The 23,185-nt window shown below is 70.5% G+C and carries 20 protein-coding genes and 1 other RNA gene; 2 read left to right on the plus strand and 19 right to left on the minus strand.

The features are described 5' to 3' along the window. Nucleotides 1-280 precede the first annotated feature (280 nt). From ACWD4O_RS17855 to ftsE, 16 genes are all read right to left on the minus strand, one after another. Nucleotides 281-2,665: a HelD family protein gene (locus tag ACWD4O_RS17855; RefSeq protein ID WP_451280778.1), complete on the minus strand. Its 2,385-nt coding sequence runs from the start codon at nt 2,663-2,665 to the stop codon at nt 281-283. A 69-nt stretch (nt 2,666-2,734) separates the two neighbouring features. Beyond that, nucleotides 2,735-3,517 (minus strand): anti-sigma factor family protein, encoded by a 783-nt coding sequence (locus ACWD4O_RS17860; RefSeq protein WP_358805318.1) that lies wholly within the window; start codon nt 3,515-3,517, stop codon nt 2,735-2,737. Nucleotides 3,518-3,567: 50 nt separating this feature from the next. Beyond that, entirely contained in the window at nt 3,568-4,089 is a 522-nt protein-coding gene (locus ACWD4O_RS17865) for a sigma-70 family RNA polymerase sigma factor (RefSeq protein ID WP_010039908.1), read from the minus strand. Between the two features lie 318 nt (nt 4,090-4,407). Next, nucleotides 4,408-4,986, minus strand: a complete 579-nt coding sequence (locus ACWD4O_RS17870; RefSeq protein WP_451280780.1) for a CGNR zinc finger domain-containing protein — start codon at nt 4,984-4,986, stop codon at nt 4,408-4,410. Nucleotides 4,987-5,161: 175 nt separating this feature from the next. Next, a complete protein-coding gene (locus ACWD4O_RS17875; protein WP_451280782.1) occupies nt 5,162-6,337 on the minus strand; it encodes a uroporphyrinogen-III synthase in 1,176 nt (391 codons plus the stop codon). Nucleotides 6,338-6,438: 101 nt separating this feature from the next. Next, nucleotides 6,439-7,836, minus strand: a complete 1,398-nt coding sequence (locus ACWD4O_RS17880) for a nitrate/nitrite transporter (protein ID WP_451280784.1) — start codon at nt 7,834-7,836, stop codon at nt 6,439-6,441. Between the two features lie 162 nt (nt 7,837-7,998). After that, nucleotides 7,999-8,877 carry a hypothetical protein gene (locus ACWD4O_RS17885; RefSeq protein WP_451280786.1) on the minus strand — a complete coding sequence of 293 codons (879 nt, stop codon included), beginning with the start codon at nt 8,875-8,877 and terminating at the stop codon, nt 7,999-8,001. 175 nt (nt 8,878-9,052) lie between these two features. Beyond that, nucleotides 9,053-10,225, minus strand: a complete 1,173-nt coding sequence (locus ACWD4O_RS17890; protein ID WP_451280881.1) for an acyltransferase family protein — start codon at nt 10,223-10,225, stop codon at nt 9,053-9,055. Between the two features lie 80 nt (nt 10,226-10,305). Further along, a complete protein-coding gene (locus ACWD4O_RS17895; RefSeq protein WP_451280788.1) occupies nt 10,306-12,435 on the minus strand; it encodes a bifunctional polysaccharide deacetylase/glycosyltransferase family 2 protein in 2,130 nt (709 codons plus the stop codon). Between the two features lie 596 nt (nt 12,436-13,031). Then, nucleotides 13,032-13,706 (minus strand): hypothetical protein, encoded by a 675-nt coding sequence (locus tag ACWD4O_RS17900; RefSeq protein ID WP_451280790.1) that lies wholly within the window; start codon nt 13,704-13,706, stop codon nt 13,032-13,034. Between the two features lie 706 nt (nt 13,707-14,412). Further along, a complete protein-coding gene (locus ACWD4O_RS17905) occupies nt 14,413-14,772 on the minus strand; it encodes a hypothetical protein (RefSeq protein WP_451280792.1) in 360 nt (119 codons plus the stop codon). A 69-nt stretch (nt 14,773-14,841) separates the two neighbouring features. Then, nucleotides 14,842-15,229: a transfer-messenger RNA gene (ssrA, locus tag ACWD4O_RS17910) on the minus strand. A gap of 123 nt (nt 15,230-15,352) precedes the next feature. Next, the gene (gene smpB / locus ACWD4O_RS17915) at nt 15,353-15,901 is read right to left on the minus strand and encodes an SsrA-binding protein SmpB (RefSeq protein WP_451280793.1); all 549 of its coding nucleotides are present in this window, start codon (nt 15,899-15,901) and stop codon (nt 15,353-15,355) included. A 62-nt stretch (nt 15,902-15,963) separates the two neighbouring features. Next, the gene (locus ACWD4O_RS17920; RefSeq protein WP_451280795.1) at nt 15,964-17,154 is read right to left on the minus strand and encodes a S41 family peptidase; all 1,191 of its coding nucleotides are present in this window, start codon (nt 17,152-17,154) and stop codon (nt 15,964-15,966) included. 67 nt (nt 17,155-17,221) lie between these two features. After that, entirely contained in the window at nt 17,222-18,139 is a 918-nt protein-coding gene (gene ftsX / locus ACWD4O_RS17925) for a permease-like cell division protein FtsX (protein ID WP_351917128.1), read from the minus strand. 30 nt (nt 18,140-18,169) lie between these two features. Then, nucleotides 18,170-18,859, minus strand: a complete 690-nt coding sequence (ftsE, locus tag ACWD4O_RS17930) for a cell division ATP-binding protein FtsE (protein ID WP_451280797.1) — start codon at nt 18,857-18,859, stop codon at nt 18,170-18,172. Nucleotides 18,860-19,139: 280 nt separating this feature from the next. On the opposite strand from ftsE, the gene ACWD4O_RS17935 reads away from it, so the two are divergent. Further along, nucleotides 19,140-19,331 carry a hypothetical protein gene (locus ACWD4O_RS17935; RefSeq protein WP_351917132.1) on the plus strand — a complete coding sequence of 64 codons (192 nt, stop codon included), beginning with the start codon at nt 19,140-19,142 and terminating at the stop codon, nt 19,329-19,331. A gap of 87 nt (nt 19,332-19,418) precedes the next feature. On the opposite strand, the gene ACWD4O_RS17940 is transcribed toward ACWD4O_RS17935, so the two are convergent. Further along, nucleotides 19,419-19,613, minus strand: a complete 195-nt coding sequence (locus ACWD4O_RS17940; RefSeq protein ID WP_451280799.1) for an LPXTG cell wall anchor domain-containing protein — start codon at nt 19,611-19,613, stop codon at nt 19,419-19,421. A gap of 22 nt (nt 19,614-19,635) precedes the next feature. On the opposite strand from ACWD4O_RS17940, the gene ACWD4O_RS17945 reads away from it, so the two are divergent. After that, on the plus strand, nt 19,636-20,373 hold the full coding sequence (locus ACWD4O_RS17945) for a hypothetical protein (protein WP_451280801.1): 738 nt from the start codon (nt 19,636-19,638) through the stop codon (nt 20,371-20,373). A 241-nt stretch (nt 20,374-20,614) separates the two neighbouring features. Here the strand turns inward: ACWD4O_RS17945 and prfB are convergent, their stop codons facing one another. Both prfB and ACWD4O_RS17955 read right to left on the minus strand, forming a co-directional pair. Beyond that, on the minus strand, nt 20,615-21,721 hold the full coding sequence (prfB, locus tag ACWD4O_RS17950) for a peptide chain release factor 2 (RefSeq protein WP_451280803.1): 1,107 nt from the start codon (nt 21,719-21,721) through the stop codon (nt 20,615-20,617). A gap of 78 nt (nt 21,722-21,799) precedes the next feature. Beyond that, entirely contained in the window at nt 21,800-23,041 is a 1,242-nt protein-coding gene (locus tag ACWD4O_RS17955) for a serine/threonine-protein kinase (RefSeq protein ID WP_451280804.1), read from the minus strand. Between the last annotated feature and the right edge of the window lie 144 nt (nt 23,042-23,185).

The following is a 23,185-nucleotide window of genomic DNA, read 5'->3' on the forward strand; positions in this document are numbered from 1 at the left end:
GCGGGATTGCCGTCCGATCGTCGCACCTACCGACGAGTACGTGAAAGCCGCCCTGGATTGCGATCGTTTTGTTCTCAATGACTTCATGGGAGAGGCCCACATCACTGGGTGATGTGGGCCTCTCCGACGTTCATGACACCGACCCGCCATGCTCGCCTCGCGGCAAGTGGTCGCTCGTAGCGACGAAGGTTGGGCCCGGGGGCTTGGATCGAGCCGGTGTCACGACCAGGCTAACAAACGGATGCCCGAACACCATTCCCGTCCGGGGACTTCACAGGAATCAGTCTCTGAGGAGGTCGGGCACTCCGTTCGCGTCCGGGTCGTCGCGGTCCGCCGAGACCACCGTCAGCTGCTGGGTGGCCCGGGTCAGGGCCACGTACAGCACGCGCAGCCCTGCCGGGGACTCGTCCGCGATCTCCGCCGGGGAGACGACGACCGTCGCGTCGTACTCCAGGCCCTTGGCCTCCAGGCTGCCGAGGGCCACCACGCGGTCGCCGAGGCCGGTGAGCCAGCGGCGGGCCTCCTCGCGGCGGTTCATGGCGACGACGACGCCGACGGTGCCGTCGACCCGCTGCAGCAGCCGCTCGGCCTCCGCGCGGACAGTCGCGCCCAGGGTGCCGTGCAGGGCGGTGAAGCGGGGCACGACGCCCGTGGAGCGGACCGCCGACGGGGACTCGGCGCCGGGCATGGCCAGCGCGAGCACCTTGGCGGCCAGCTCGGCGATCTCGGCCGGGTTGCGGTAGTTCACGGTCAGCTGGAAGCGGCGGCGGGGGCGGCTGCCGAGGGCCTCGTCACGGGCCTCGGCCGCCTCGTCGGGGTCGGACCAGGAGGACTGGGCCGGGTCGCCGACCACCGTCCAGGTGGCGTGCCGGCCGCGGCGGCCGACCATCCGCCACTGCATCGGCGTGAGGTCCTGGGCCTCGTCCACGATGACGTGCGCGTACTCGACGCGCTCCTGGGCGAGCCGCTCGGCGCGCTCGCGCTGGGTCTCCTCGCGCACCGGCATCAGCTCCTCCAGGCCGGTGAGCTGGTCCAGCGGGTCCAGCTCGCGCCGTTTGCGCGGGCGGGCCGGGGTGCCGACGATCGCCTGGAGCTCGTCGAGCATGGCGATGTCGTGCACGGAGCGGCCGTCCCGCTTGAGGGAGCGGGCGACCCGGCGGACCTCGCCGGGGTTGAGGATCCGCCGGGCCCAGCGGCCGAGCCGCCGCTCGTCGGCCATGGCGGTGAGGACGGCCTGCGGGGTCAGCTCGGGCCACCAGGCGTCGAGGAAGGCGATGAACGCGTCCTCGGTGGTCACGTCCTCGTCGAAGGACGAGCGCAGTTCGGCGGCGAGCTCGGCGTCGGTGTGCCGGCCCGCCGCGCCGGAGCGCTCCCACAGGGCGTCCAGGAGGAGCTTGCGGGCGCGGGGGCGCAGCAGGTTGACGGGGGCGGTGCCGCTGAGGGCGCTCTGCCGGACGCGGTCCAGGTCGGCGGCCTCCAGCTCCAGCCGGCGGCCGAAGGCGACGACCCGCAGGCGGGTGGGGGTGCCGGCGGGGGCGGCGGGCTCGTCGGGCTCGCCGAAGGACAGCTGCCCGTGGCCACCGCCCCTGCCGCTGCTGCTGCCACTGCCACTGCCGCCGGACTCCAGCGCTCCGCGCGCGGCCTTCCGCAGCACCTTCAGCATCCGGTACGAGCCCTTGGCCCGGGCCACCGCCGGGGAGTCGTACAGGGTGGCCTCGGCGCCGTCGACGAGGGAGCCGATGGCGCGGATGGCGACCTGGCCCTCCTCGCCGAGGGAGGGCAGCACGCCCTCGGTGTAGGCGACCAGCAGGGGTGTGGGCGAGACGATCAGGATGCCGCCCGCGTACCGGCGTCGGTCCTGGTAGAGCAGATAGGCGGCCCGGTGCAGCGCGACGGCGGTCTTCCCGGTGCCCGGGCCGCCCTCGACGTAGGTGACGGAGGCGGCGGGGGCGCGGATGACCAGGTCCTGCTCGGCCTGGATGGAGGCGACGATGTCGCGCATGGTGTGGCTGCGGGCCTGCCCGAGGGCGGCCATGAGAGCGCCGTCGCCGATGACGGCCAGTTCCTCGCCGTCGAGGAGGGCCGTCAGCTCGGGGCGCATCAGGTCGTCCTCGACGCCCAGGACGCGACGTCCCTTGGAGCGGATCACCCGACGGCGCACCACGCGCCCCGGGTCGACCGGGGTGGAGCGGTAGAAGGGCGCGGCGGCGGGCGCCCGCCAGTCGATGACGAGCGGGGCGTACTCGGAGTCGAGGACGCCGATCCGGCCGATGTGGAGGGTTTCGGCGATGTCTGCGGTGTTGTCGGTCCTGACGGTCCCCTCCGCAGGCTCCACGGCGGTGTAGGCGCCGTCCGGGCCCTTCTTGCCGTCCTTCCCGAGGAGGAGGTCGATCCGCCCGAACAAGAAGTCCTCGAACTCGTTGTTGAGCCGGTTGAGATGTACTCCTGCGCGGAAGACCTGCGCGTCCCGTTCGGCGAGCGCGCCGGGTGTGCCGACCTGGCCACGCTTGGCCGCGTCGTTCATGAGGAACTCCGCCTCGTGGATCTTCTCCTCGAGACGCCGGTACACCCGGTCTAGGTGTTCCTGTTCGACGCTGATCTCGCGCTCTCGGACCGAGTCGGACGCGGCGCCGACCGCGGTTTCCTGCTGAGCCTGTGCGGCCACCGGGCCCCCTTCTGACGTGCTGGGCAGCCGTCAACCGTACGCGAAGGGGACCCGGCAAAGCTACGTACGCTACGCCTCGATCTGGACGAGCTTCTTGCCGTCGAAGGTCATGACCTCGAAGTGATCGATCTCATTGGCGCTGAATGCGGCGCCGCCGACGACGTAGAGCGGGTTCTTGGCCTGCTCGGTCTTGGCGTTGGCGATGCCGTAGCCCCACTCCGGAACGGACCAGGAGGAGACCGTCTCGCGCTCGCCGTTCTTGCCGACGGCGATGAGCGAGCACTTCTCCGGACCGGTCACGTTCTTCAGTTCGACGCCGATCTCCGTGCCCCACGCCTTCTCGCCCATGGCGACGGTCGCCGTGACCTTGGAGGCGGAGTCGGTCGCGGAGACCCGGTCGGTGAGGGTCGCGAAGGTGTCCTTGGCGGAGTTGGCCGACTTGGTGGCGCTCGCCTCGGTGCCCTTGGTGCCGTTGTCGCCGCCGGTCGCCGCCAGCACGGTGAGCGGGCCGCCGATGATCAGCGCGGCCGCGGCCGCGACCAGGAAGAAGGAGCGGCGACGTTTCTGCGCGCGGCGGTCCGACACCTCGTCGACCAGCCGTTCCGCGAGGCGCGGGCTGGGACGGGCGGACAGGGACTCGCCGATCGCGGGCGTGCCGGTGCCCGGCAGGTCCGCGAGGGCGGCCAGCATGGGCTCCATGCCGGCGAGCTCGTCGAGTTGCTGAGCGCACCACTCGCAGCCGGCGAGGTGCATCTCGAAGGCGGTCGCCTCGGCGTCGTCGAGGATGCCGAGGGCGTAGGCGCCGACGGTCTCGTGCTCGCTCGGGCTCGGAGATCCCATTGATCCCTGCATGGGGCCAGACATACCCGAACCACCTGCTCCGAATCCCCCGTATACGCTCATCACGCCGTCACCCCCCGCTCCTCCAGAGCCAGCTTCATCGACCGCAGGGCGTAGAACACCCGTGAGCGCACGGTGCCGCTGGGTATGCCCAGCGTCTCGGCCGCCTCGTTGACGGTACGCCCCTTGAAGTACGTCTCGACGAGCACCTCCCGGTGGGCCGGGGTCAGGTCGTCGAGCGCGTCGGACAGCGTCATCAGCCACAGCGCCTTGTCGATCTCGTCCTCCGCAGGAATGACCTCCAGCGGCGACGGGTCGACCTCCTGCGGCCGGGCCTGCCGGCTGCGGTGGCCGTCGATGACGATGCGGCGTGCGACCGTCACCAGCCAGGGGCGTACCGATCCGGTCGCTCGATTGAGCTGACCGGCGTTCTTCCAGGCACGGATGAGCGTCTCCTGCACGACGTCCTCGGCACGCTGCCGATCTCCGGCAACCAGGCGCAGGACATACGCAAGCAGGGGTCCGGCATGCTCCCGATACAGAGCACGCATCAGCTCCTCGTCAGGTTCCGAGGGCTGGGACATGCGATGTCGGGCCCTCGATCCACGTTCATTGGCCACGGCCGCATCCTTGCGCACGCCCACCTCCGGTGTCCGGGGGTTCCCCCAGTCGGTCGCTCGACGACGGGTACGCAAGCGGGGTGTTGAGTGTTCAAACCGCGGGGACACTTTTCTTCCGGGTGTCATGACGAGGGGGACATGGGGGCACATTCCCCCCTTGTTTTCTTTACATTTCCGCCACACAGGCAAGATCGCGACGACTGCCCGACGGGCGACACGAGTAAACGATGTGTAATCGAAATCACTTCGACGCCCGCTCCACAGAAGGGACATAACGCCCCCTCACCTGGGTGTGAGCGCTGCCCTCCGCCGGTGCCGAGCCACCCTTTCCCGGTTCCCGCAGACCTCGCTGGAGCACCAGCGCCGCCGACGTCCCCGGGAGGTGTCGAGGTACACGATCGGGCAGTTGTCCCCCGCACACTGCCTCAGGTCCGCCCGGGCGACGGGATCCGTGAGCAGCTCCACCGTGTCCCGTGCGACGGCCGCGAGCAAGGCGGCGCACCCGGGCGGACGGTCCAAAGCCCGCACGAGCGCCCCGTCTTCGCCGCGCACGGCACGGGGGGTCGGGGGCGCGACCCGGGCGAGGTCGTTGATCCGGGCCAGCGCGAGGTCGTACGGCCCGACGGCATGGTGCACGACCCACCCGTGCACCAACTGCCCGATGTTCCGCCGCAGTTCCCGAAACGCCACCGGCCACGACCCGTCGGCGTGCCCGAGCGGGGTGTCCGGCGGCACCAGCCCGGACCCGTGGATCCAGGCGCACAACGGCGCTACGGCGTCCAGGTGTTCATGGGGATGACTGGTCGCCAGCAGGTCGAGACAACTCCGCCCGGCATCGAACCGCAGCTCATGGAACTCCATACGCCACCACCTCGGGCGTCGTCCGGGAGAACAGTTCCCCTAACAGTGCCAGCGCACGGTGGTTACAACTAGCCCGTCCGGCGATTGAGGACAAGGCCCTTTCGGGGCCGAACGGGGGCCTGGGGGCAGAGCCCCCAGAGACGGCACGGCAAGCGGCGGCGAGGCGAGACCCCGCCTAACCGTCGGAGTACTTCGCGTCGGCCGCCGGATCCAACGCCAGCCGATACCCCCGCTTCACCACCGTCTGGATCAGCTTCGGCGCGCCAAGGGCCGTCCGCAGCCGGGCCATCGCCGTCTCGACGGCATGCTCGTCCCGCCCGGCCCCCGGCAGCGCCCGCAGCAGATCGGACCGCGGCACCACCCACCCCGGCCGCCGCGACAGCGCCCGCAGCAGCGACATCCCCGCCGGAGGCACCGGCTTCAGACAGCCGTCCACCAGTACCGCATGCCCCCGGATCTCCACCCGGTGCCCGGCGACCGGCAGCGCCCGGGCCCGCCCCGGCAGCTCCTTGCACAGCAGCTGCACGAGCGGCCCGAGCCGGAACCGCTCCGGCTGGACGGTGTCCACGCCCCGCGCCTGCAGCGGCAGCGCGGTGACCGGGCCGACGCAGGCCGGCACGACGTCGTGGTGCAGGGCGGCGAGCAGCTCGGACAGCAGCCCGCGCTCCTCCGCCCGGGACAGGAGCGAGGCGGCCGCGGGGGCGCTGGTGAAGGTGATCGCGTCCAGTCCGCGGGTGACGGCGGCGTCGAGGAGCCGGTCGAGCGGCGCGATGTCCTCCGGCGGCATCCACCGGTAGACGGGCACCCCGACGACCTCCGCGCCGGCGGCCCTGAGCGACTCCACGAACCCCGGCAGCGGCTCGCCGTGCAACTGGACGGCGACCCGGCGCCCGTCGACGCCCTCCTCCAGGAGCCGGTCGAGCACCTCGGCCATGGACTCGCTGGACGGCGACCACTCCTCCGTCAGTCCGGCGGCCCGTACCGCGCCCTTGACCTTGGGGCCGCGGGCCAGCAGCTCGACGCCGCCGAGCCGGGCGAGCAGCTGTTCGCCGAGCCCCCAGCCGTCGGCGGCCTCGACCCAGCCGCGGAAGCCGATGGCGGTGGTGGCGACGACGACGTCCGGAGCCTGGTCGATGAGGTCCTTGGTGGCGGCGAGCAGCTCACCGTCGTCCGCGAGCGGCACGATCCGCAGGGCGGGCGCGTGCAGCACCGCCGCCCCGCGCCGCTGGAGCAGCACGCCGAGCTCCTCGGCCCGGCGCGCGGCCGTCACGCCCACGGTGAAACCCGCGAGGGGTCCGTGTTCGACGGCGCTCTGGGGGCTGACGGCCGGTTGTTGCTGTTCCTCGTACATAGCTCTCGTTCCGCACTCGAGTCGCATTAACACCTACATGCCGACGAGCCTGTCAACGGTCCGTGACAGGCTCGGTTCGGCTTCATGTCGCCAGTGTTACGTCACACCTCGGCATAGCTGAGCTGCGGCTTCGCCTCGGAGGAGGAATTCGATGCCGTCACTCGTCCCGCCGGGCGGCGAAGGTATACGGCCCAGGTGACCGCGAAGCAGGCCGCGTAGAAGGCGAGGAAGGCGACGAACGCGCCGGTTCCGGAGCCGTAGGAGAGGAAGGACTGCCGGAAGGCCAGGTTGATGCCGACGCCGCCGAGCGCGCCGACCGCCCCGATGAGCCCCATGGAGGCCCCGGAGAGCCGCCGCCCGTACGCGGCCGCTTCCTCGCCCTCCAGCCCCTTGGCGACGGCCTTCGCCTGGAAGATGCCGGGGATCATCTTGTACGTCGACCCGTTGCCGAGGCCGGTGAGCACGAACAGCACCACGAAGACGGAGACGAACAGCGGCAGCGACTTCTGCATGCTGGCGAAGACCAGGACCGCGGTGGCGGCGGCCATGCCGACGTAGTTGTAGAGCGTGATGCGGGCGCCGCCGTAGCGGTCGGCCAGCCAGCCGCCGACGGGGCGGATCAGCGAGCCGAGCAGCGGGCCGATGAAGGTGAGGTAGGCCGCCTGGAGGGGCGTCCGGCCGAACTGGTTCGTCAGGACCTGGCCGAAGGCGAAGCTGTAGCCGATGAACGACCCGAACGTGCCGATGTAGAGGAAGGACATGATCCAGGTGTGGGCGTCCTTCGCGGAGTCGATCGCCGCGCCGGTGTCGTTCTTCACGGACGCCAGGTTGTCCATGTACAGCGCGGCGAGGGTCGCGGCGATCACGATCAGCGGGATGTAGATCCCGAGGAGCACGCGCGGACCGCCGCTCGCGCCGATGACGGCCAGGCCGGCGATCTGGAGGACCGGCACACCGATGTTGCCGCCGCCCGCGTTCAGGCCGAGCGCCCAGCCCTTCTTACGGAGGGGGAAGAACGCGTTGATGTTGGTCATGGAGGAGGCGAAGTTGCCGCCGCCGATGCCCGCGAGCAGGCCGACCAGCAGGAACGTGTTGAAGGATGTCCCCGGCTCCATCACCGTGAACGCGGCGATCGTGGGGACCAGGAGCAGCGCGGCGGAGACGATCGTCCAGTTCCGGCCGCCGAAGACCGCGACGGCGAAGGTGTACGGCACCCGGACGACCGCTCCGACCAGCGTCACCATCGACGTCAGCAGGAACTTGTCGGCCGGGGTGAGGCCGTACTCCGGGCCCATGAAGAGCACCAGCACGGACCACATGGTCCAGATCGAGAATCCGATGTGCTCGGAGAGGACGGAGAAGAGGAGGTTACGACGGGCGATCTTCTCGCCCTTGTCGTTCCAGAAGGCCTCGTTCTCCGGGTCCCACTCCTCGATCCAGCGGCTCCCCTTTTTCGTCGGGGACGACGCGGGTGCGGGGGCTGTACTCGGGGCTGTCATGACGCCTCCACGGTGCTCCGGGGCTCGGGTGGTTCGGGGGGATGAGCGGTGATGAGTCCCGAAGGTAGGGAGGGCGCGTTTCCGGGCTGTGGCTGTGGGTGACCGGAAAGGAACGTTGCTCTCACCTTGCGTGGGGGCCCGGTGAGAGGTTTTGGGGAGAGCTCAGCGCTGGGGCGCCTGGCCGTAGGGGTTGGGGGGCTGCGGCGGGTACTGGGCCGGGGGCTGCTGAGGATACGGCTGAGCCTGCGGTTGAGGGTACTGCTGGGGATACGCCTGGGGCTGAGCGTACGGCCCGGGCTGACCGTACGGTCCGGGCTGGTGGGGCTGCTGAGGCTGGTGGGGCTGCGGCTGGGGCTGCGGCTGTGCGTAGCCGCCGGGGCCCGCGGGGGCAGCGCCGTAGGGTCCGTACGGGCCCGCGGCCTGCCCCGGGAGACCCCCGCCGTAGGCGCTCGCGCCCGGCGGCAGATACCGCAGCCGGCCCGTCCCGTCCGTCAGCGGGGTGAACCCGGCGGCCTGGAGACGGGCGGCGAACTTGGCGTTGCGGTGCCGGGTGACGACGAGGCCGATGCCGAGAGCGCCCATGAGGACGGCCCAGATGACACCGGCGACGACGAAGTCCGTTCCGGTGGCGCCGAGCCGGATGCCGATGATCGCGCAGCCCGCGGTGGCGCCCAGCGCGCCGTACCCGATCCTCTTCTCGGCGTGTCTGCCGGTGAGGTCGAAGTTGATCCGGGCCTTGAGCAGCTCGAAGGCGTCCGGCACGACGGGCGGCAGGGAGACGCCGTCGGAGGCGTTCGGATACTGCGCCCAGTTCTGCGCGGCACGCGCGCGTGCCTGCGGGCTCGGGTCCGGGAGGATCAGCATCACCAGCGCGGTGTTGCGGCCGCCGCCCTGCCGTACGTCCGCGTACTCGTACCCGAACTGCTGGGCCACGAAGGCCAGTCGGGCCAGCTTCTTCACCGAGGCCATGGCGCTGGTGAGCTCGACGGGCTCGCCTCCCGCCATCAGCCGAAGCATCTTCTGTATCTGCCGCTTGCTCACCGGCACTCACTCCCCCGTCGCCCGTCGCCCGTCGCCCGGACCGCTGTTCACTTACGCAACGCGAGGCAGTCTTCCACACGCTCCCGGCACCAGGAATCGAGGACCGACCCGCTTTGACCTGCCCTTTACGGGCGTCACCTCGGGCAGGTCAGGGGCTTCGGGCAGGTCAGGAGCATCAGGTGCTTCGGGCGCTCCGGGCGCGGTGCGAGGCCTTCGTCGCCCGTCCGTCCGGCCACAGGCGGGGCTTGCGGCGGGCCGCCAGGTCCTCCACCCAGCCGAAGCAGACGACGCAGGCCGCCGTGAGCAGCCAGACCGCCGGCAGTTGCGGCCACGGGCTCTCCAGGAGCCAGCGGGCGTCGGCTTCCAGCCACGCGATGTTCCACAGGTGGTCCCACAGCGCCGACACGACTCCGATGCACACGCTGTGCCACAGGTAGATCGTCACGGCACGGGAGTTGAGCAGGGTGATCAACCGGTCCCAGCGGCGCAGCCGGGCGGGCCACTCGGTCCAGGACGGGCTGAGGTGCAGGAGCAGCAGCACCGCCGCGAAGGACCACAGGGACTGGGCGAACGGCATGTCGTCCAGGTCGTGGCCCTCCCGCAGGTTCTGGCTCAGCGCGTACCAGAGGCCGATCCCGGCGACCGCCGGGGCCAGCGACGGGACGACGTAACGGGGCAGCCGGCGCAGGATGCCCTCCTGGTGCGCCATGCCCAGCAGCCAGCACGCGCCGAACGCGCCGAAGTCGACGACGCCGGACTCCAGCCGCCAGCCCGGCACCGACAGCGCGCCGAACTCCAGGGCGGCGGACAGCGCGATCGGCGCGAGGATCGTCGGCCAGGGCAGTCGGCGCAGGGCGCGCAGCAGGAGCGGGGAGAGCAGGACGAACCAGAGGTAGGCGCGCAGGTACCAGAGGGGCACGCCCATGTCGGCGGCCCAGTCGTCGCCGATCAGCCCGTGCACGCCGGGCACGCTGTCGCCGTAGGGCGGGTCACCCAGCGGCACGATCCAGAAGGCGAGCTGGAGCCACCACCACGTCGAGTTCCCGTCGTCGTCCGGGCCCCAGCCCCCGGCCAGCATGCCCGTGAGGCCGACGGCGCCCAGCAGCCACAGCGGGGGCAGCAGCCGGCGCAGCCGGCCTCGGGCGACCTCCAGCGCGGGGCGCCTGGCCAGCGAGCGGGCCATGAGGTTGCCGGCGAGCGCGAACATCACGCCCATGGAGGGGAAGACGACGGGGAGCCAGGCCCAGCCCATCAGGTGGTAGAAGACGACGCGGAAGAGGGCGATCGCACGGAGCAGATCGAAGTAGCGGTCACGCCCACCGCCCTTCTTCGCCTTCTTGGCCTTCATTTCGAGGCCGGAGAGGTCAAGGGCGGCCGTCGTCTCCGTCGGCTCGGTCGATTCCGTCGGCTCGGTGCTCTGGGTGCTCATCAGGCCGCGCCTCCGTCCGCGCTCGCCGCTGCCGGTGCGCCCGGCGGCGCCGCCACCTGCCCCTTGCGGCGCAGCTTCTGCCAGCGCAGGCGGCCGCCGGTGAGGGCGGTGATCCAGGACTGGAGCAGGACCATGTACATCAACTGTCGGTAGAGGAGTTGCTGGAGCGGGAGCGAGATGAGCGGGGTGAGGCGTTCACGGTCCAGGACGAAGGCGTAGGCCGCGCAGCCCGCCTGGACGGCGAGGACGCCGAACCAGGCCGCGATCGTCTTGCCGATCGGGCCGAAGAGCAGGCCGTAGACGAGGAAGAGGTCGATGAGCGGGGCGAGGAGCGGCGCGACGACCATGAAGAGGGAGACGAGCGGCAGCCCGACACGGCCGAAGCGCCCGGAGGGACCGCTCTCGACCAGCGCCCGGCGGTGCTTCCAGATCGCCTGCATGGTGCCGTAGCACCAGCGGTAGCGCTGGGACCACAGCTGCTGGACGGACTCGGGCGCCTCGGTCCAGGCCCGCGCCTTCTCCGCGTACACGACGTGCCAGCCGTCGCGGTGGATGGCCATGGTGATGTCGGTGTCCTCGGCGAGGGTGTCGTCGCTCATGCCGCCGACCCGGTCCAGCGCGGAGCGGCGGAAGGCCCCCACCGCGCCGGGGATGGTCGGCATGCAGCGCAGGACGTCGTACATACGGCGGTCCAGGTTGAAGCCCATCACGTACTCGATGTGCTGCCAGGCGCCGATGAGGGTGTCCTTGTTGCCGACCTTGGCGTTGCCGGCGACGGCCCCGACCTTCGGGTCGGCGAAGGGCTGGACGAGCTCGCCGACCGTGGAGGGCTCGAAGACCGTGTCGCCGTCCATCATCACGATGAGGTCGTGCCTGGCGTTGGCGATGCCCCGGTTGAGGGCGGCGGGCTTGCCCGCGTTGAGCTGCCGGACGACGCGCACGCCGGGCAGTCCGAGGTCCTCGACGATCCGGGCGGTGCCGTCGCTGGAGCCGTCGTCGATGACGAGGATCTCGATCGGGTGCTCGCTCTTCATCAGCGAACGCACCGTGTTCTCGATGCACTTGGCCTCGTTGTAGGCCGGGACCAGCACCGAGGCCGGTTCGGTGACCGGCGCGTCGGGACCCCAGACGAAGCCTTTGCGGCGGGTACGGCGGGTGTGCATCGCGGAGAGCAGCAGCATCAGGCCGAAGCGGGCGAAGACGAGGACGCCGATCACGGCGAGGCCGACGACCAGGACGGCGGTGATGTCGTCGGAGGCCGCGACCAGGAAGACCCAGGCCTTGCCCTTCCACAGGTCGAGCCCGCCGACCGGGGTGTGCGCGCTCGGCGCGTTCAGGGCCTCGGTGAGGTTCTCGAACTCGTAGCCCTTCTGGCGGAGTTCGGGCAGATAGACGTCGAGGGCCTTGACGGTCTGGGACCGGTCGCCGCCGGAGTCGTGCATCAGGACGATCGCGCCCTTGCCCTCCGCCGGAGTGGAGTTGCGGATGATCTCCCGCACGCCCGGCCTGCGCCAGTCCTCGCTGTCGGCGGTGGTGAAGACGGTGAGGTAGCCGCGGCTGCCGACGAACTCGGTGACCGGCCAGGTCTCGTCGTCGAGGGCGTCCGTGCTGGAGGAGTAGGGCGGCCGGAAGAGGGAGGTGCGGATGCCCGCCGCGCCCTCCAGGGCCAGCTGGTTCTGGGTGAGCTCCCAGTCGATGCGCTTGTTCGACTGGTAGGAGAGGTCGGGGTGGTTGAAGGTGTGCAGCCCGATCTCGTGGCCCTCGTCCACCATCCGCCGGACCAGGTCCGGGTAGCGGGAGGCCATGGTGCCGGTGATGAAGAAGACGGCGTGCGCGTGGTGCTTCTTGAGGACGTCGAGGACCACGGGGGTCCACTTCGGGTCGGGCCCGTCGTCGAAGGTGAGCACGATCCGGCCGTCGGGCACGTCCAGGCTGGTCTGCCGTCCGCCGCGGGTGTCGACGACCGGCCCGCCCTCGCGGATCAGCTCCGGCACCTTCTCGGCGGCGGCCTCGGGGCGGACGCGGTGGTCGGCGAGGATCTCGCTGTGCACGTAGCCGCGCAGCATCAGCATCGCCATCATCGCGAGCAGCACGAGCATCGGCAGCAGATGCCGCAGCCGCAGAGGCATCGACCGGCGGCGTTCAGGGGGCGGCGCCGATCCGTGCCCGGAACCGCCGGCGGCGTGCCCCGGGGCCCGGCCCCGCCCCTGTCGCCGGCCGGACCGCCGCCCGTGGCTGTGCACTGTGCCGGCCGGCTCACCTCCCGATGCCCCTCCCGAGGAGCCTCCCGATGAGCCTCCCGACGACGAGGAGGACGACGAGTGCGCGGGCTGCCCGACGGCGGACCGTCGGGCCGAACGCCGGCTGGTGTGTGGTGCCATGAGAGGTGGTTTCTCCGGGGACGAGGTTGGACGAAAGGGACCCACGCCGCGGGATCGGGCGGCGCGGAGTGAAGAGCGTGATGATGAGCGAGAAGTGATGAGCGATGAGCGTGGCGCGCAGAGCGCGCGCTGAAAGGGCGCGGAACGAACGGGCATAGAGCCAACGGGTCAGAGCCGATCCGGTCGCCGCGGCAATGCGGAGGTCGGCCGTGAAGGGCGGACATCCGGTCCGACACCGACCGCCGGCATCGGCCGGCATCGATACGTCGGCCTACGCGGGCCCGGCCCCCTCAGGGGCCGGCAGACCGGGCGCCGCTGTCGGCGACCCGCACGCGAAGGCCCGTTCAGGCCGCCGGGCTCGAGGCGGCCGGGGCCGGTTCCGGCGGGCCGTCGGCGACCGTGTTGGAGGCTCCTCCGGCCGGGGACGGCGAGGAGACGGCCGACGGCGACGCGGCGGGCGAGGACGGCGCGGGCGGCGGCGAGGACGCCGGCGGCACGACCGGCGCGCTCGGGCCGGGCACCGAAGGAGCCGAGGCCGTCGGCCCGGTACTGGGCCGGGCGCTGACGCTCGCCGAGGGCGGGGCCGCGGCGGACGGCCCGCCCGACGGAGCCGCGCTCCCCGAAGCACCCGGCGCCATGCTCACACCCGGCTTGCCCGGTACCGCGCCCGGCGTGGACGCGGTGATCCCCGCGCCGCCCGGAAGCAGCTCCCCCGGCGCCCCGGGTCGCGAGGTCGCGGAGTCCTCGGGCGTCTCGGAGTCGTCCACCTTGCCGGCCGCCGGCTTGTCGTCGGCCTTGCCCGGCACCGGTACCGGCAGCCAGGGCGCACCGGCGTTGCCCGACAGCAGCGTGGCCACGATGACGACGGCGTAGGCCCCGCACGCGGTGCCCACGAGGATGCCGATGCGGCGGAACGTCCGGCTGCGGCGGCCCGACTCGTCGACGAACACCGGGACGTCGGAGGCGGCGTCCGGGCCGTCGGCCCGTCCCTTCTTCAGGGGGTCGAGCTGGACGGTCACCTCGCCCGGATCGTTGCCCTTGGCGTCAGCACCGCCGGGCTCCTCTCCCCAGGGATCCCGGAGATCGCTCGACCGTTCGTTTTCGGAAAGGCTGTTCGAGGCGTTCGAGGTCGCCGATGAACCGCTTTCCGGCAGTACGTCCAGCAATGATCGGTACCTCTGGGATCCTGCTCCCACGACCGGAACATCCCTGGTCGGCGGTGCCGCCTCCGGCCACTCCGGTTGGGCGTCTTCTCGCCAATTCTTCACGTGTGCTCTTCCCCCCACGGAACTGTTCTGGGTGCACCTACGACCCCGAGCACACGTCGACGGAACCGGGCCCCCACCCAGTTCTCGCGCCCCATTTACCCCATTGTGCTCAGGTCGACGAATCTAGCGCAGGCGTGGGCCCTGTGTTTGCGATGTGTCATATATGGACAGAAGTCATGTTCATGCCTATGTCCGAAAACAGCCCCTTGACGCAGCGCCGAGGAGCGGGGAGGCAGGCATCTTTCGCCACACCAGTGACACAGGAGGACCCAGGAAGCGGGCCCGGAGGGGCGCGGAGCGCGGCCTCAGGCATGGCCGGAAATTTCACCGACACGACCTGCGAGTTGCCCTACTTTGTCCGCGATTGAATAAAACTTTCAGCGCGGGTGAATTCCGGCACGCCAAGTTGACGCACGCCGCACGCCGCACGGCGCACGGCAGCCACCGGGTCAGCGGGTCACGGGGTCACCGGATTGGTGAGCCGGGTCCCGTAGACCCCACAGGACACCCCCTGGACGCCCTCATAGCTCACGGTCCGGCCGGGGCCGAGCTCGCCGGCGAGGCGTTCGGCCAGCGTCTCGCCCGCCTCGTGGAGACGCCGGAACGCGGTGTCCTGGCGGTCGTCGTCGCGGTCGCGCAGCCAGGCGTCCATCGCCGCGTCGATGTCCCTCGCCCAGACGGAGAGGTCGGCGACCAGAGCGCCGGACAGCCCGAGGGCGGCCGCGGGGTCGTCCGGGGCGAAGTCGTCATAGGCACCCGTGCGGAGCGGGTGGGCGCGGTACTCGCCGAGCAGGGTGATGTGCAGCGGGCGGTTCATGAAGACCCTCCGAAACGGCAGAGAACCCCGCCCCTCGAAAGGGGCGGGGTTCTCTGTCACATGGGATATGAGTGGAGATGGCGGGAATCGAACCCGCGTCCAACGGTGCAGAATCAGGGCTTCTCCGTGTGCAGTTCGCTGTGATTTTCTCGGCCCCGGTGATCACGCGAACAAGTCGCCGACGGGCCCAGTCACTGTTTGTTTTCCCTCTTCACCCCGTGACCGAGATCAAGGTTTAGTTCCCTAGATTATGCCAGGATCCGGATCGGGAACACTCCCGGGCTGACACCCAATAAGGGTCCTACACTCACTGCTTATTAGGCAGCGAGGGCGTAGGACTGGGAATCGCTCTTGGTATTGGCGATTATTTTTTGCGACATATGGTTTACGAGATCATTGCCGCTTCCTCGACACGCTTCCCCTGCTTCGACAGCCGCTGTCGAAACCGATCATCCCCATGTTGATTTTTCAATGCGCACACCGGTTGCCCGGTGCTGATGCCATCGTACGTGACCAACGCCCGACGATGCCACCGTATTCCCCGCGGCCACACGCGCGTGGGGCCGCGACGGGCGGGCGACTACGCGTGCCGCTGCTTCCGCTTGGCCGCCGCGATCGCCCGGTCCGTCTCCCGGCGGTCCTGCTGCTCGCGCAGGGTCTGCCGCTTGTCGTACTCCTTCTTGCCGCGCGCCAGCGCGATCTCGGCCTTCGCCCGGCCGTCCTTGAAGTAGATGGCGAGGGGCACGATCGTGTGACCCGTCTCCTCCGACTTCACCGCCAGCTTGTCGATCTCCTCCCGGTGCAGCAGCAGCTTGCGCTTGCGGCGCGCCGAGTGGTTGGTCCAGCTGCCCTGGCTGTACTCGGGGATGTGCGCGGCGTGCAGCCACGCCTCGTTCCCCTCGATCTGGACGAAGCCGTCGGTCAGCGAGGCGCGGCCCTGGCGCAGCGACTTCACCTCGGTGCCGGTGAGCACGAGGCCCGCCTCGTAGACGTCGATGATCGCGTAGTCGTGCCGGGCCTTCTTGTTCTGCGCGACGATCTTCCGCTTGCCGTCCTTGGCCTTGGCCGTGGCGGCCGCCCCGCCCTGCTTCGGCTGGGACTCCTTCGGTACGTACATTCCCTTGCTCATAGTTCCGCCATTTTCGCACCTGGAGGGGCCCGGAGGGAAAGCCGATTACCGAGGGGACCGTTTTACTCGGCCGACGCGTCCCCGAGTCCGCTCAGTACGGTCTCGGCCCGCTCCAGCGCCTGCTCGTCGGCCTCCAGGTCGGGGGTGATGCCCCGGCCGTCGACGCTGTGGCCGGAGGGGGTGCGGTAGTGGCCGACGGTCAGTTCGGCGACGGAGCCGTCGGGCAGCCGGCTCGGCATCTGGACCGAGCCCTTGCCGAAGGTGCGCGAGCCCACGACGACCGCGCGACCGCGGTCCTGGAGGGCGCCGGTGAGCAGTTCGGCCGCGCTCATCGTGCCGCCGTCGACCAGCGCGACCAGGGGTCTGGCGGTGTCGCCGCCGGCCTCGGCGTGCAGGGCGTGCTGCGCGCCCTCGACGTCGTAGGTGGCGACGAGACCGCCGTCGAGGAAGGCGGAGGCGGCCGCGACGGCCTCGGTGACCAGTCCGCCGGAGTTGCCGCGCAGGTCCAGGACGATCCCCGCGCCGACCGGCGCCTGCCGGACGGCGGTCCGCACGCTGTCGCCGACGCCCTTGGTGAACGCGGCGACGGTGATGACGGTGATGCCCTCGGAGACGCTGCGGGCGGTGACGGAGTCCGTGGAGAGGAGGGCCCGGCGCATGGTCTCGGTCCACGCGCGCGTGCCGCGCTCCAGGCCGAGCCGGACGGTGGTGCCGGCGGACGCGTCCTCGCCCTCGCCGTCACCGCGCAGTAAGGAGACGACCTCGGTGACCGGGAGCCCGTCGACGCTGCGGCCGTCGACCGTGCGCAGCCGGTCGCCGGAACGGATCCCCGCGGCGGCCGCGGGCGATCCCGACTGCACCTTGGTCACCTCGATCCGGCCGTCCCGCTCGCTGCGCGCCTCCAGGCCGACGCCGGTGTAGCGGCCGTCCAGGGAGTCCTCGAACTCCTGGTACTCGCCCTCGGAGTAGACGGCCGCCCAGCGGTCCCCGCTGCGGCTGACGGCGCGCTCGGCGGCCTCCATCGGGGACTTGCCGCTCGCTGCGGCCTCCTCGGCGGCCCGGGTGACGTCCTCCGAGTGACCGGCGGGGGCGGCGGCGGGAGCGGCGCCCGAGGCGTTGCCCCGCCCCTCGCCCGGCTCCCGCGGCAGCGCTCCGGTCGCCGCACCGGCGACGAGCACGCTCGCGAACACCAATGTCAGGGCGGCCCCGCGGCCGAAACGGCGGGGCTGACAGAACAGGTCACGGCCTGACATGGCGGTGAGTCTAGGGGAACGCGAAGGGCCGCACGGTCGGTTGACCGTACGGCCCTCGGGGCGTGCGTCACACCTTGAGGTACTTGCGCAGCGCGAAGAAAGCAGCCAGCGCGGGCATCAGCAGACTGGTGGCGAGGATGAGCGGAAGCTTCGTCAACACGGCGTCCCAGCCGATGAAGTTGATCAGATTCAGCTTCTCGGACAGGGCCAGTCCGTGGTCGATGATGAAGTAGCGGGCGATCACCAGGAATCCGCAGGCGACCGTGCCGCCGATGAGCCCGGCGACCGCGGCCTCGGCGATGAACGGCGCCTGGATGTAGAAGCCGGAGGCGCCGACGAGCCGCATGATCCCGGTCTCCCGCCGACGGCTGAAGGCCGAGACGCGCACGGTGTTGACGATCAGCATCAGCGCGACGACGAGCATCAGCGCCATCACCGCCCGCGCCGCCCAGTTCATGCCGTTGAGCAGTCCGAAGAGGTTGTCCAGGATGCCCTTCTGGTCCTGCACGGACTGCACGCCGTCCCGGCCGTCGAAGGCGGTCGCGATGACCTGGTACTTCTCCGGGTCCTTCAGCTTGATGCGGTACGACTCCTGCATCTGGTCCGGCGTGAGGGAGCTGGCCAGCGGGGAGTCGCCGAACTGCTCCTTGTAGTGCTTGTACGCGTCGTCCTGCGACTCGTACGTCACCGAGTCGACGACCCCCATCTTGTCGAGGTCGGACTTGATCTGCTTCTTCTGGTCCGCGGTGACCGCGCCCTTGGCGCAGTTCGGGTCGGACTCGGCGTCGCTCTTGTTGCAGAGGAAGACCGAGACGTTGACCTTGTCGTACCAGTAGCCCTTCATCGTGGTGACCTGGTCGCTCATCAGGAGCGACCCGCCGAAGAGCGCCAGGGACAGGGCGACGGAGACGATGACGGCGAAGGTCATCGTCAGGTTGCGGCGGAGACCGACGCCGATCTCCGACAGTACGAACTGGGCGCGCATGGCGTGTTGTTCAGGCCTTTCCGGGGACGGTCAGTGCTGGTAGCCGTAGACGCCGCGCGCCTGGTCGCGGACGAGCCGGCCCTGCTCCAGCTCGATGACGCGCTTGCGCATCTGGTCCACGATGTTCTGGTCGTGCGTCGCCATCACGACGGTCGTGCCGGTCCGGTTGATCCGGTCCAGCAGCTTCATGATGCCGACGGAGGTCTGCGGGTCGAGGTTGCCGGTGGGCTCGTCCGCGATCAGCAGCTTGGGCCGGTTCACGAAGGCCCGCGCGATGGCCACGCGCTGCTGCTCACCGCCGGAGAGCTCGCCCGGTCTGCGGTCCTCCTTGCCGCCGAGCCCGACGAGATCGAGCACCTGCGGCACGGACTTGCGGATCTCGCCCTTGGACTTGCCGATGACCTCCTGCGCGAAGGCCACGTTCTCGGCGACCGTCTTGTTGGGCAGGAGACGGAAGTCCTGGAAGACGGTCCCCAGCTGGCGGCGCATCTGCGGCACCTTCCAGTTGGAGATGCGGGCGAGGTCCTTGCCCAGCACGTGCACCTGGCCCTGGCTGCACCGCTCCTCGCGGAGGACCAGCCTCAGGAAGGTGGACTTTCCGGAGCCGGAGGACCCCACGAGGAACACGAACTCGCCCTTCTCCACCTCGAGGGAGACATCCCTGAGTGCGGGGCGGGTCTGCTTGGGGTAGACCTTGGAGACGTTGTCGAATCGGATCACGGATGCACCACGGGTCGCCGGGGGTAGATGAGCGTGACCATACGCGAACCGGGGAGGGCGGCGCAGGCGTCGGGAGGGGTTGGGTGCGGCTTGTGCGTTTTTGTACGCGACTTTGTACGACGCTCGCTCTCCGCTCGCGCTCCGGGCGCGCTCCGGTGGGTCTCCGGCCGCTCTCCGGGGGAGCCGCGCACCCTCCGGAGGAACCTGGCACAGTGGAGGGGGAACGTTCCCGTTCCCGTAGGCGTTGTGTACGTGGAACCGGTGCAAGGAGGGCGAGCGCATGACGTACGACCGGCTGGTGTGCGCTAACTGCGCGGCGCCCGTGAGCGAGGGCCGGTGCCATGTGTGCCGTGCCAACCGCGAGCGGCTGCAGCAGGAGAACTTCTTCGCGGGCCTGAACCCCATGACACTGATCGCGCTGCTGGTGGTGCTGGTGGCAGCGGTGGCGCTGCTCGCCCACCAGACCGCGTAACCGCGAGGCACGTACGACGAGGGGCCCGGAGCGAAAAGCTCCGGGCCCCTGTCTGTGTACGTCATGTACAGCTGCGACTACCTACCGTCAGGCAGCGGCTCCGCCGCGGCCCGCGACGAGACGCGGCAGCACACGGAAGCCGACGCCGCCGGCGATCATCGTGGCGGCGCCGATGACCAGGAACATGGTCTGACCGGCACCGGTCTCGGCCAGCTCCTTGCCGCCGCCCTGGGCGACCGCGTCGGAGTTGTCCGAGGTGTCGGTCAGCGCGGAGCTGCCCACCTCCTGGGTGGAGGTGCCGTCGGTGTCGGTACCGGTACCGGCGGAGCTGCTGCCGGACGAGGACGAACCGGAGGACGAGCTGCCCGACGAGGTGTTGCCTTCGGAGGACGAGCCGGAGGACGTGTTGCCCTCCGAGGAACCCGAAGAGGTGCTGCCGGACGAGGTGCCGGACGACGTACCGGTCGAGGTACCCGTGGACGTGCCCGTGGACGTGCCCGTCGAGGTACCGGTGGAGGTACCCGTCGAGGTGCCCGTGGACGTGCCCGTCGACGTACCGGTGGAGGTACCCGTCGACGTGCCTTCCGACGTGCCGGTGGACGTACCGGTCGAGGTGCCCGTCGAGGTACCCGTGGACGTGCCCGTCGAAGTACCGGTGGACGTGCCTTCCGAAGTACCCGTCGAAGTACCGGTGGACGTGCCTTCCGAAGTGCCCGTCGAGGTACCCGTGGACGTGCCCGTCGAAGTGCCGGTGGACGTGCCTTCCGACGTGCCTTCCGACGTTCCGGCGGACGTGCCCGTCGAAGTGCCGGCGGAGGTGCAGACCCCGACCGGGCAGGGCTCCTCGCCCGTCTGTACGGAGACTTCGCCCTCGGTGGACACCAGGCCGCTCAGGCCACCCTCGTCACCGGCGGCCGAGGCGACCCCGGCGACCGTCAGCGAGGCGCCCGCGGCGATCACGGCGCCGGCGGCTATGCGCGCGACCCTGATCCGCGTCTTCTTGGTCATATGGTTGCTACCCCCAGTAGCTGATCGTCGATGAGGCCGCGCTCGGGACTGTGATCGACGGAGGCAGCTGAGATGTAGCTGAAGCCAAGTCCCCCGGTTCACATGCGTCCCGGAGATACGCATGCCACACTGCACCCTCCCCATTTTTCAAAGCAACGTCAAGGTCGTTGCGGGCGCAATGTCCAGGTCGGGGGGCTTTGCGAGATGATGGTGCTGTGAATGTGATGTAAAAGGCAACCGCCCCCGATTCGGGGGCGGTTGCCTTGTCGACAAACCTACTTCTCCTGCTGCTTGCGCCAGCGAATTCCGGCTTCGAGGAAACCGTCGATCTCACCGTTGAACACGGCCTCGGGGTTGCCCACTTCGAACTCGGTGCGCAGGTCCTTCACCATCTGGTACGGGTGCAGGACGTACGAACGCATCTGGTTGCCCCAGGAGTTGCCGCCGTCGCCCTTGAGGGCGTCCATCTTGGCCTGCTCCTCCTGCCGGCGCCGGTCGAGGAGCTTCGCCTGCAGCACGTTCATCGCGGACGCCTTGTTCTGGATCTGCGACCGCTCGTTCTGGCAGGAGACGACGATGCCGGTGGGGAGGTGGGTGAGGCGCACCGCGGAGTCGGTGGTGTTGACGCCCTGACCGCCGGGCCCGGAGGACCGGTAGACGTCCACCCGCAGCTCGGACTCGTCGATCTCGATGTGGTCGGTCTGCTCGACCACGGGAAGGATCTCGACGCCCGCGAACGAGGTCTGCCGACGCCCCTGGTTGTCGAAGGGCGAGATGCGCACGAGACGGTGCGTGCCCTGCTCCACGGAGAGCGTCCCGTAGGCGTACGGCACCTGCACGGCGAAGGTGGTCGACTTGATGCCGGCCTCTTCGGCGTAGGACGTCTCGTAGACCTCGGTCTTGTAGCCCTTCTGCTCGGCCCACCGCAGGTACATCCGCTGCAGCTTCTCGGCGAAGTCCGCCGCGTCGACGCCGCCGGCCTCGGCCCGGATGTTCACGAGCGCCTCACGGGAGTCGTACTCCCCGCTGAGCAGCGTGCGGACCTCCATCTCGTCCAGCGCCTTCTTGACGGCGGTGAGCTCGGACTCGGCCTCGGCACGGGTGTCCGGGTCGTCCTCCTCCTCGGCCATCTCGAACAGCACGGAGAGATCGTCGATCCGGCTGCGCAGCGCGTCCGCCTTCCTGACCTCGGCCTGGAGGTGGGACAGCTTGCTGGTGATCTTCTGCGCCTCGTCCGGGTTGTCCCACAGGGACGGCGCGGCCGCCTGCTCCTCGAGCACGGCGATGTCTGCCCTCAGCTTGTCGAGGTCCAGAACGGCCTCGATCGACTCCATGGTCGAGGAGAGGGACTTGAGCTCTTCGGATACATCGACGACTGCCACGCCTCCAGCGTAACGGCTCCGCCAACCGGGGAGTGCCGGAGACCGCTCCTTGCCTGCTCACCGGCCTCGCCGGGCGGCTCAGGGCGTCGCCGGCGTCGAGTTCTTGGTGTCCTGCGGGGACGCGTCCTCGCCCGAGGTGGCCGCCCACGTCCCGGCGCCCACCGCGGCGACCAGAGCCACCGCCGCGACGCCCAGCGTGATGCGGCGGCGTCGGGTGGCGGAACGGTTCCGTGCCGAGCCGGGGCGCGGGGCGCCGGCCGCGCGGGGAACCCGCGCCGTGCCGTGCGCGCCGCCCGCGAGCTCGTCCGGCGCGGGCACCCGCATCGATGTGTGGGTGTCCCGGTTGGAGTCCGGCTTGGCGCCCGGCACCAGCGGGACCGAGCCCCGCCGCACCCGCCCGGAGGGGGCCGCCGGGGCGGACGCGGCGGGCGCGACCTCGGTCGGCTCGCCCCCGTCCTCCTCGGTGTCGGGCTCGTCCACGTCCAGCGGCGGCATCCCCGCGAGCGTCGGCAGCTGCTCGCGCAGCCGGGCCGCCAGCTCGGAGGCCCGCAGCCGGGACGCCGGGGCCTTCGCCAGGCACTGCACGATCAACTGCCACAGCTCGTCCGGAATGCCGGGCAGCGGCGCGACGGACTCCGTGACATGGCGGCGCAGCACCGCGCCCGGGTGGCCGCCGCCGAACGGCGTGAAGCCCGCGAGCAGCTCGTAGAGCACCGTCGCCAGGGCGTAGATGTCGACCGAGGCGCGCGGCGGCAGGCCCTCCACGATCTCCGGCGCCAGATAGTCGGGGGTGCCGATGATCTTCGTGGCGCGGGTCCGCTTGGGGGTGTCGATCAGTTTCGCGATGCCGAAGTCGGTCAGCAGGGCGCGGTGCGAGCCGCCGGGGCCGAGCGGGCCCTGCATGTCGAGGAGCACGTTCTCCGGCTTGACGTCGCGGTGCACGACCCCGGCCGCGTGCGCGGCGGCCAGTCCCTCGGCGATGTCCGCGACGATCGCCACGGCGGCCTCGGGGGCGAGCCGCCGGTCCCGTTCGAGCCGGGTGCGCAGGTCGGTGCCGCGGACCAGGTCCATGACGAGGGCGAGGTCGTTGCCGTCGACCACCAGGTCCCGGACGGACACCACATGCGGGTGCTCCAGGCCGAGCAGTGCCGTGCGCTCCTGCACGAAGCGGCCCACCAGCTCCTCGTCGGAGGCGAGATCCTCGCGCAGCAGCTTGACGGCGACGGGCCCGTCCGGTCCCTCGCCCAGCCACACCGTGCCGGCGCTGCCCCGTCCCAGGATCTGGTGGGCGGTGTACCGGCTGCCGATCTTCCGTGCCAAGACTGCTCCTACAGACGCGTGTTGCCCATCAAAGTACGCGTCCGAAGAGCCAACCTTCACCGCGGAGACGGAAATCACCCGCCAGATGTCGACAAGTCCATAAACTCGCGGTCGTCCGGGCCGGTCCGCCCGCCTCTCGGCGGG

The organism is Streptomyces sp. NPDC002623 (assembly GCF_053592635.1).

Bases quoted from the DNA above. Each gene is read 5' to 3' on its own strand.
- ACWD4O_RS17860 (WP_358805318.1), bottom strand. From the start codon at position 3,517: ATGCAGGGATCAATGGGATCTCCGAGCCCGAGCGAGCACGAGACCGTC.
- ACWD4O_RS17865 (WP_010039908.1), bottom strand. From the start codon at position 4,089: ATGTCCCAGCCCTCGGAACCTGACGAGGAGCTGATGCGTGCTCTGTAT.
- ACWD4O_RS17870 (WP_451280780.1), bottom strand. From the start codon at position 4,986: ATGGAGTTCCATGAGCTGCGGTTCGATGCCGGGCGGAGTTGTCTCGAC.
- ACWD4O_RS17875 (WP_451280782.1), bottom strand. From the start codon at position 6,337: ATGTACGAGGAACAGCAACAACCGGCCGTCAGCCCCCAGAGCGCCGTC.
- ACWD4O_RS17880 (WP_451280784.1), bottom strand. From the start codon at position 7,836: ATGACAGCCCCGAGTACAGCCCCCGCACCCGCGTCGTCCCCGACGAAA.
- ACWD4O_RS17890 (WP_451280881.1), bottom strand. From the start codon at position 10,225: ATGAAGGCCAAGAAGGCGAAGAAGGGCGGTGGGCGTGACCGCTACTTC.
- ACWD4O_RS17895 (WP_451280788.1), bottom strand. From the start codon at position 12,435: ATGCCTCTGCGGCTGCGGCATCTGCTGCCGATGCTCGTGCTGCTCGCG.
- ACWD4O_RS17905 (WP_451280792.1), bottom strand. From the start codon at position 14,772: ATGAACCGCCCGCTGCACATCACCCTGCTCGGCGAGTACCGCGCCCAC.
- smpB (WP_451280793.1), bottom strand. From the start codon at position 15,901: ATGAGCAAGGGAATGTACGTACCGAAGGAGTCCCAGCCGAAGCAGGGC.
- ACWD4O_RS17920 (WP_451280795.1), bottom strand. From the start codon at position 17,154: ATGTCAGGCCGTGACCTGTTCTGTCAGCCCCGCCGTTTCGGCCGCGGG.
- ftsX (WP_351917128.1), bottom strand. From the start codon at position 18,139: ATGCGCGCCCAGTTCGTACTGTCGGAGATCGGCGTCGGTCTCCGCCGC.
- ACWD4O_RS17935 (WP_351917132.1), top strand. From the start codon at position 19,140: ATGACGTACGACCGGCTGGTGTGCGCTAACTGCGCGGCGCCCGTGAGC.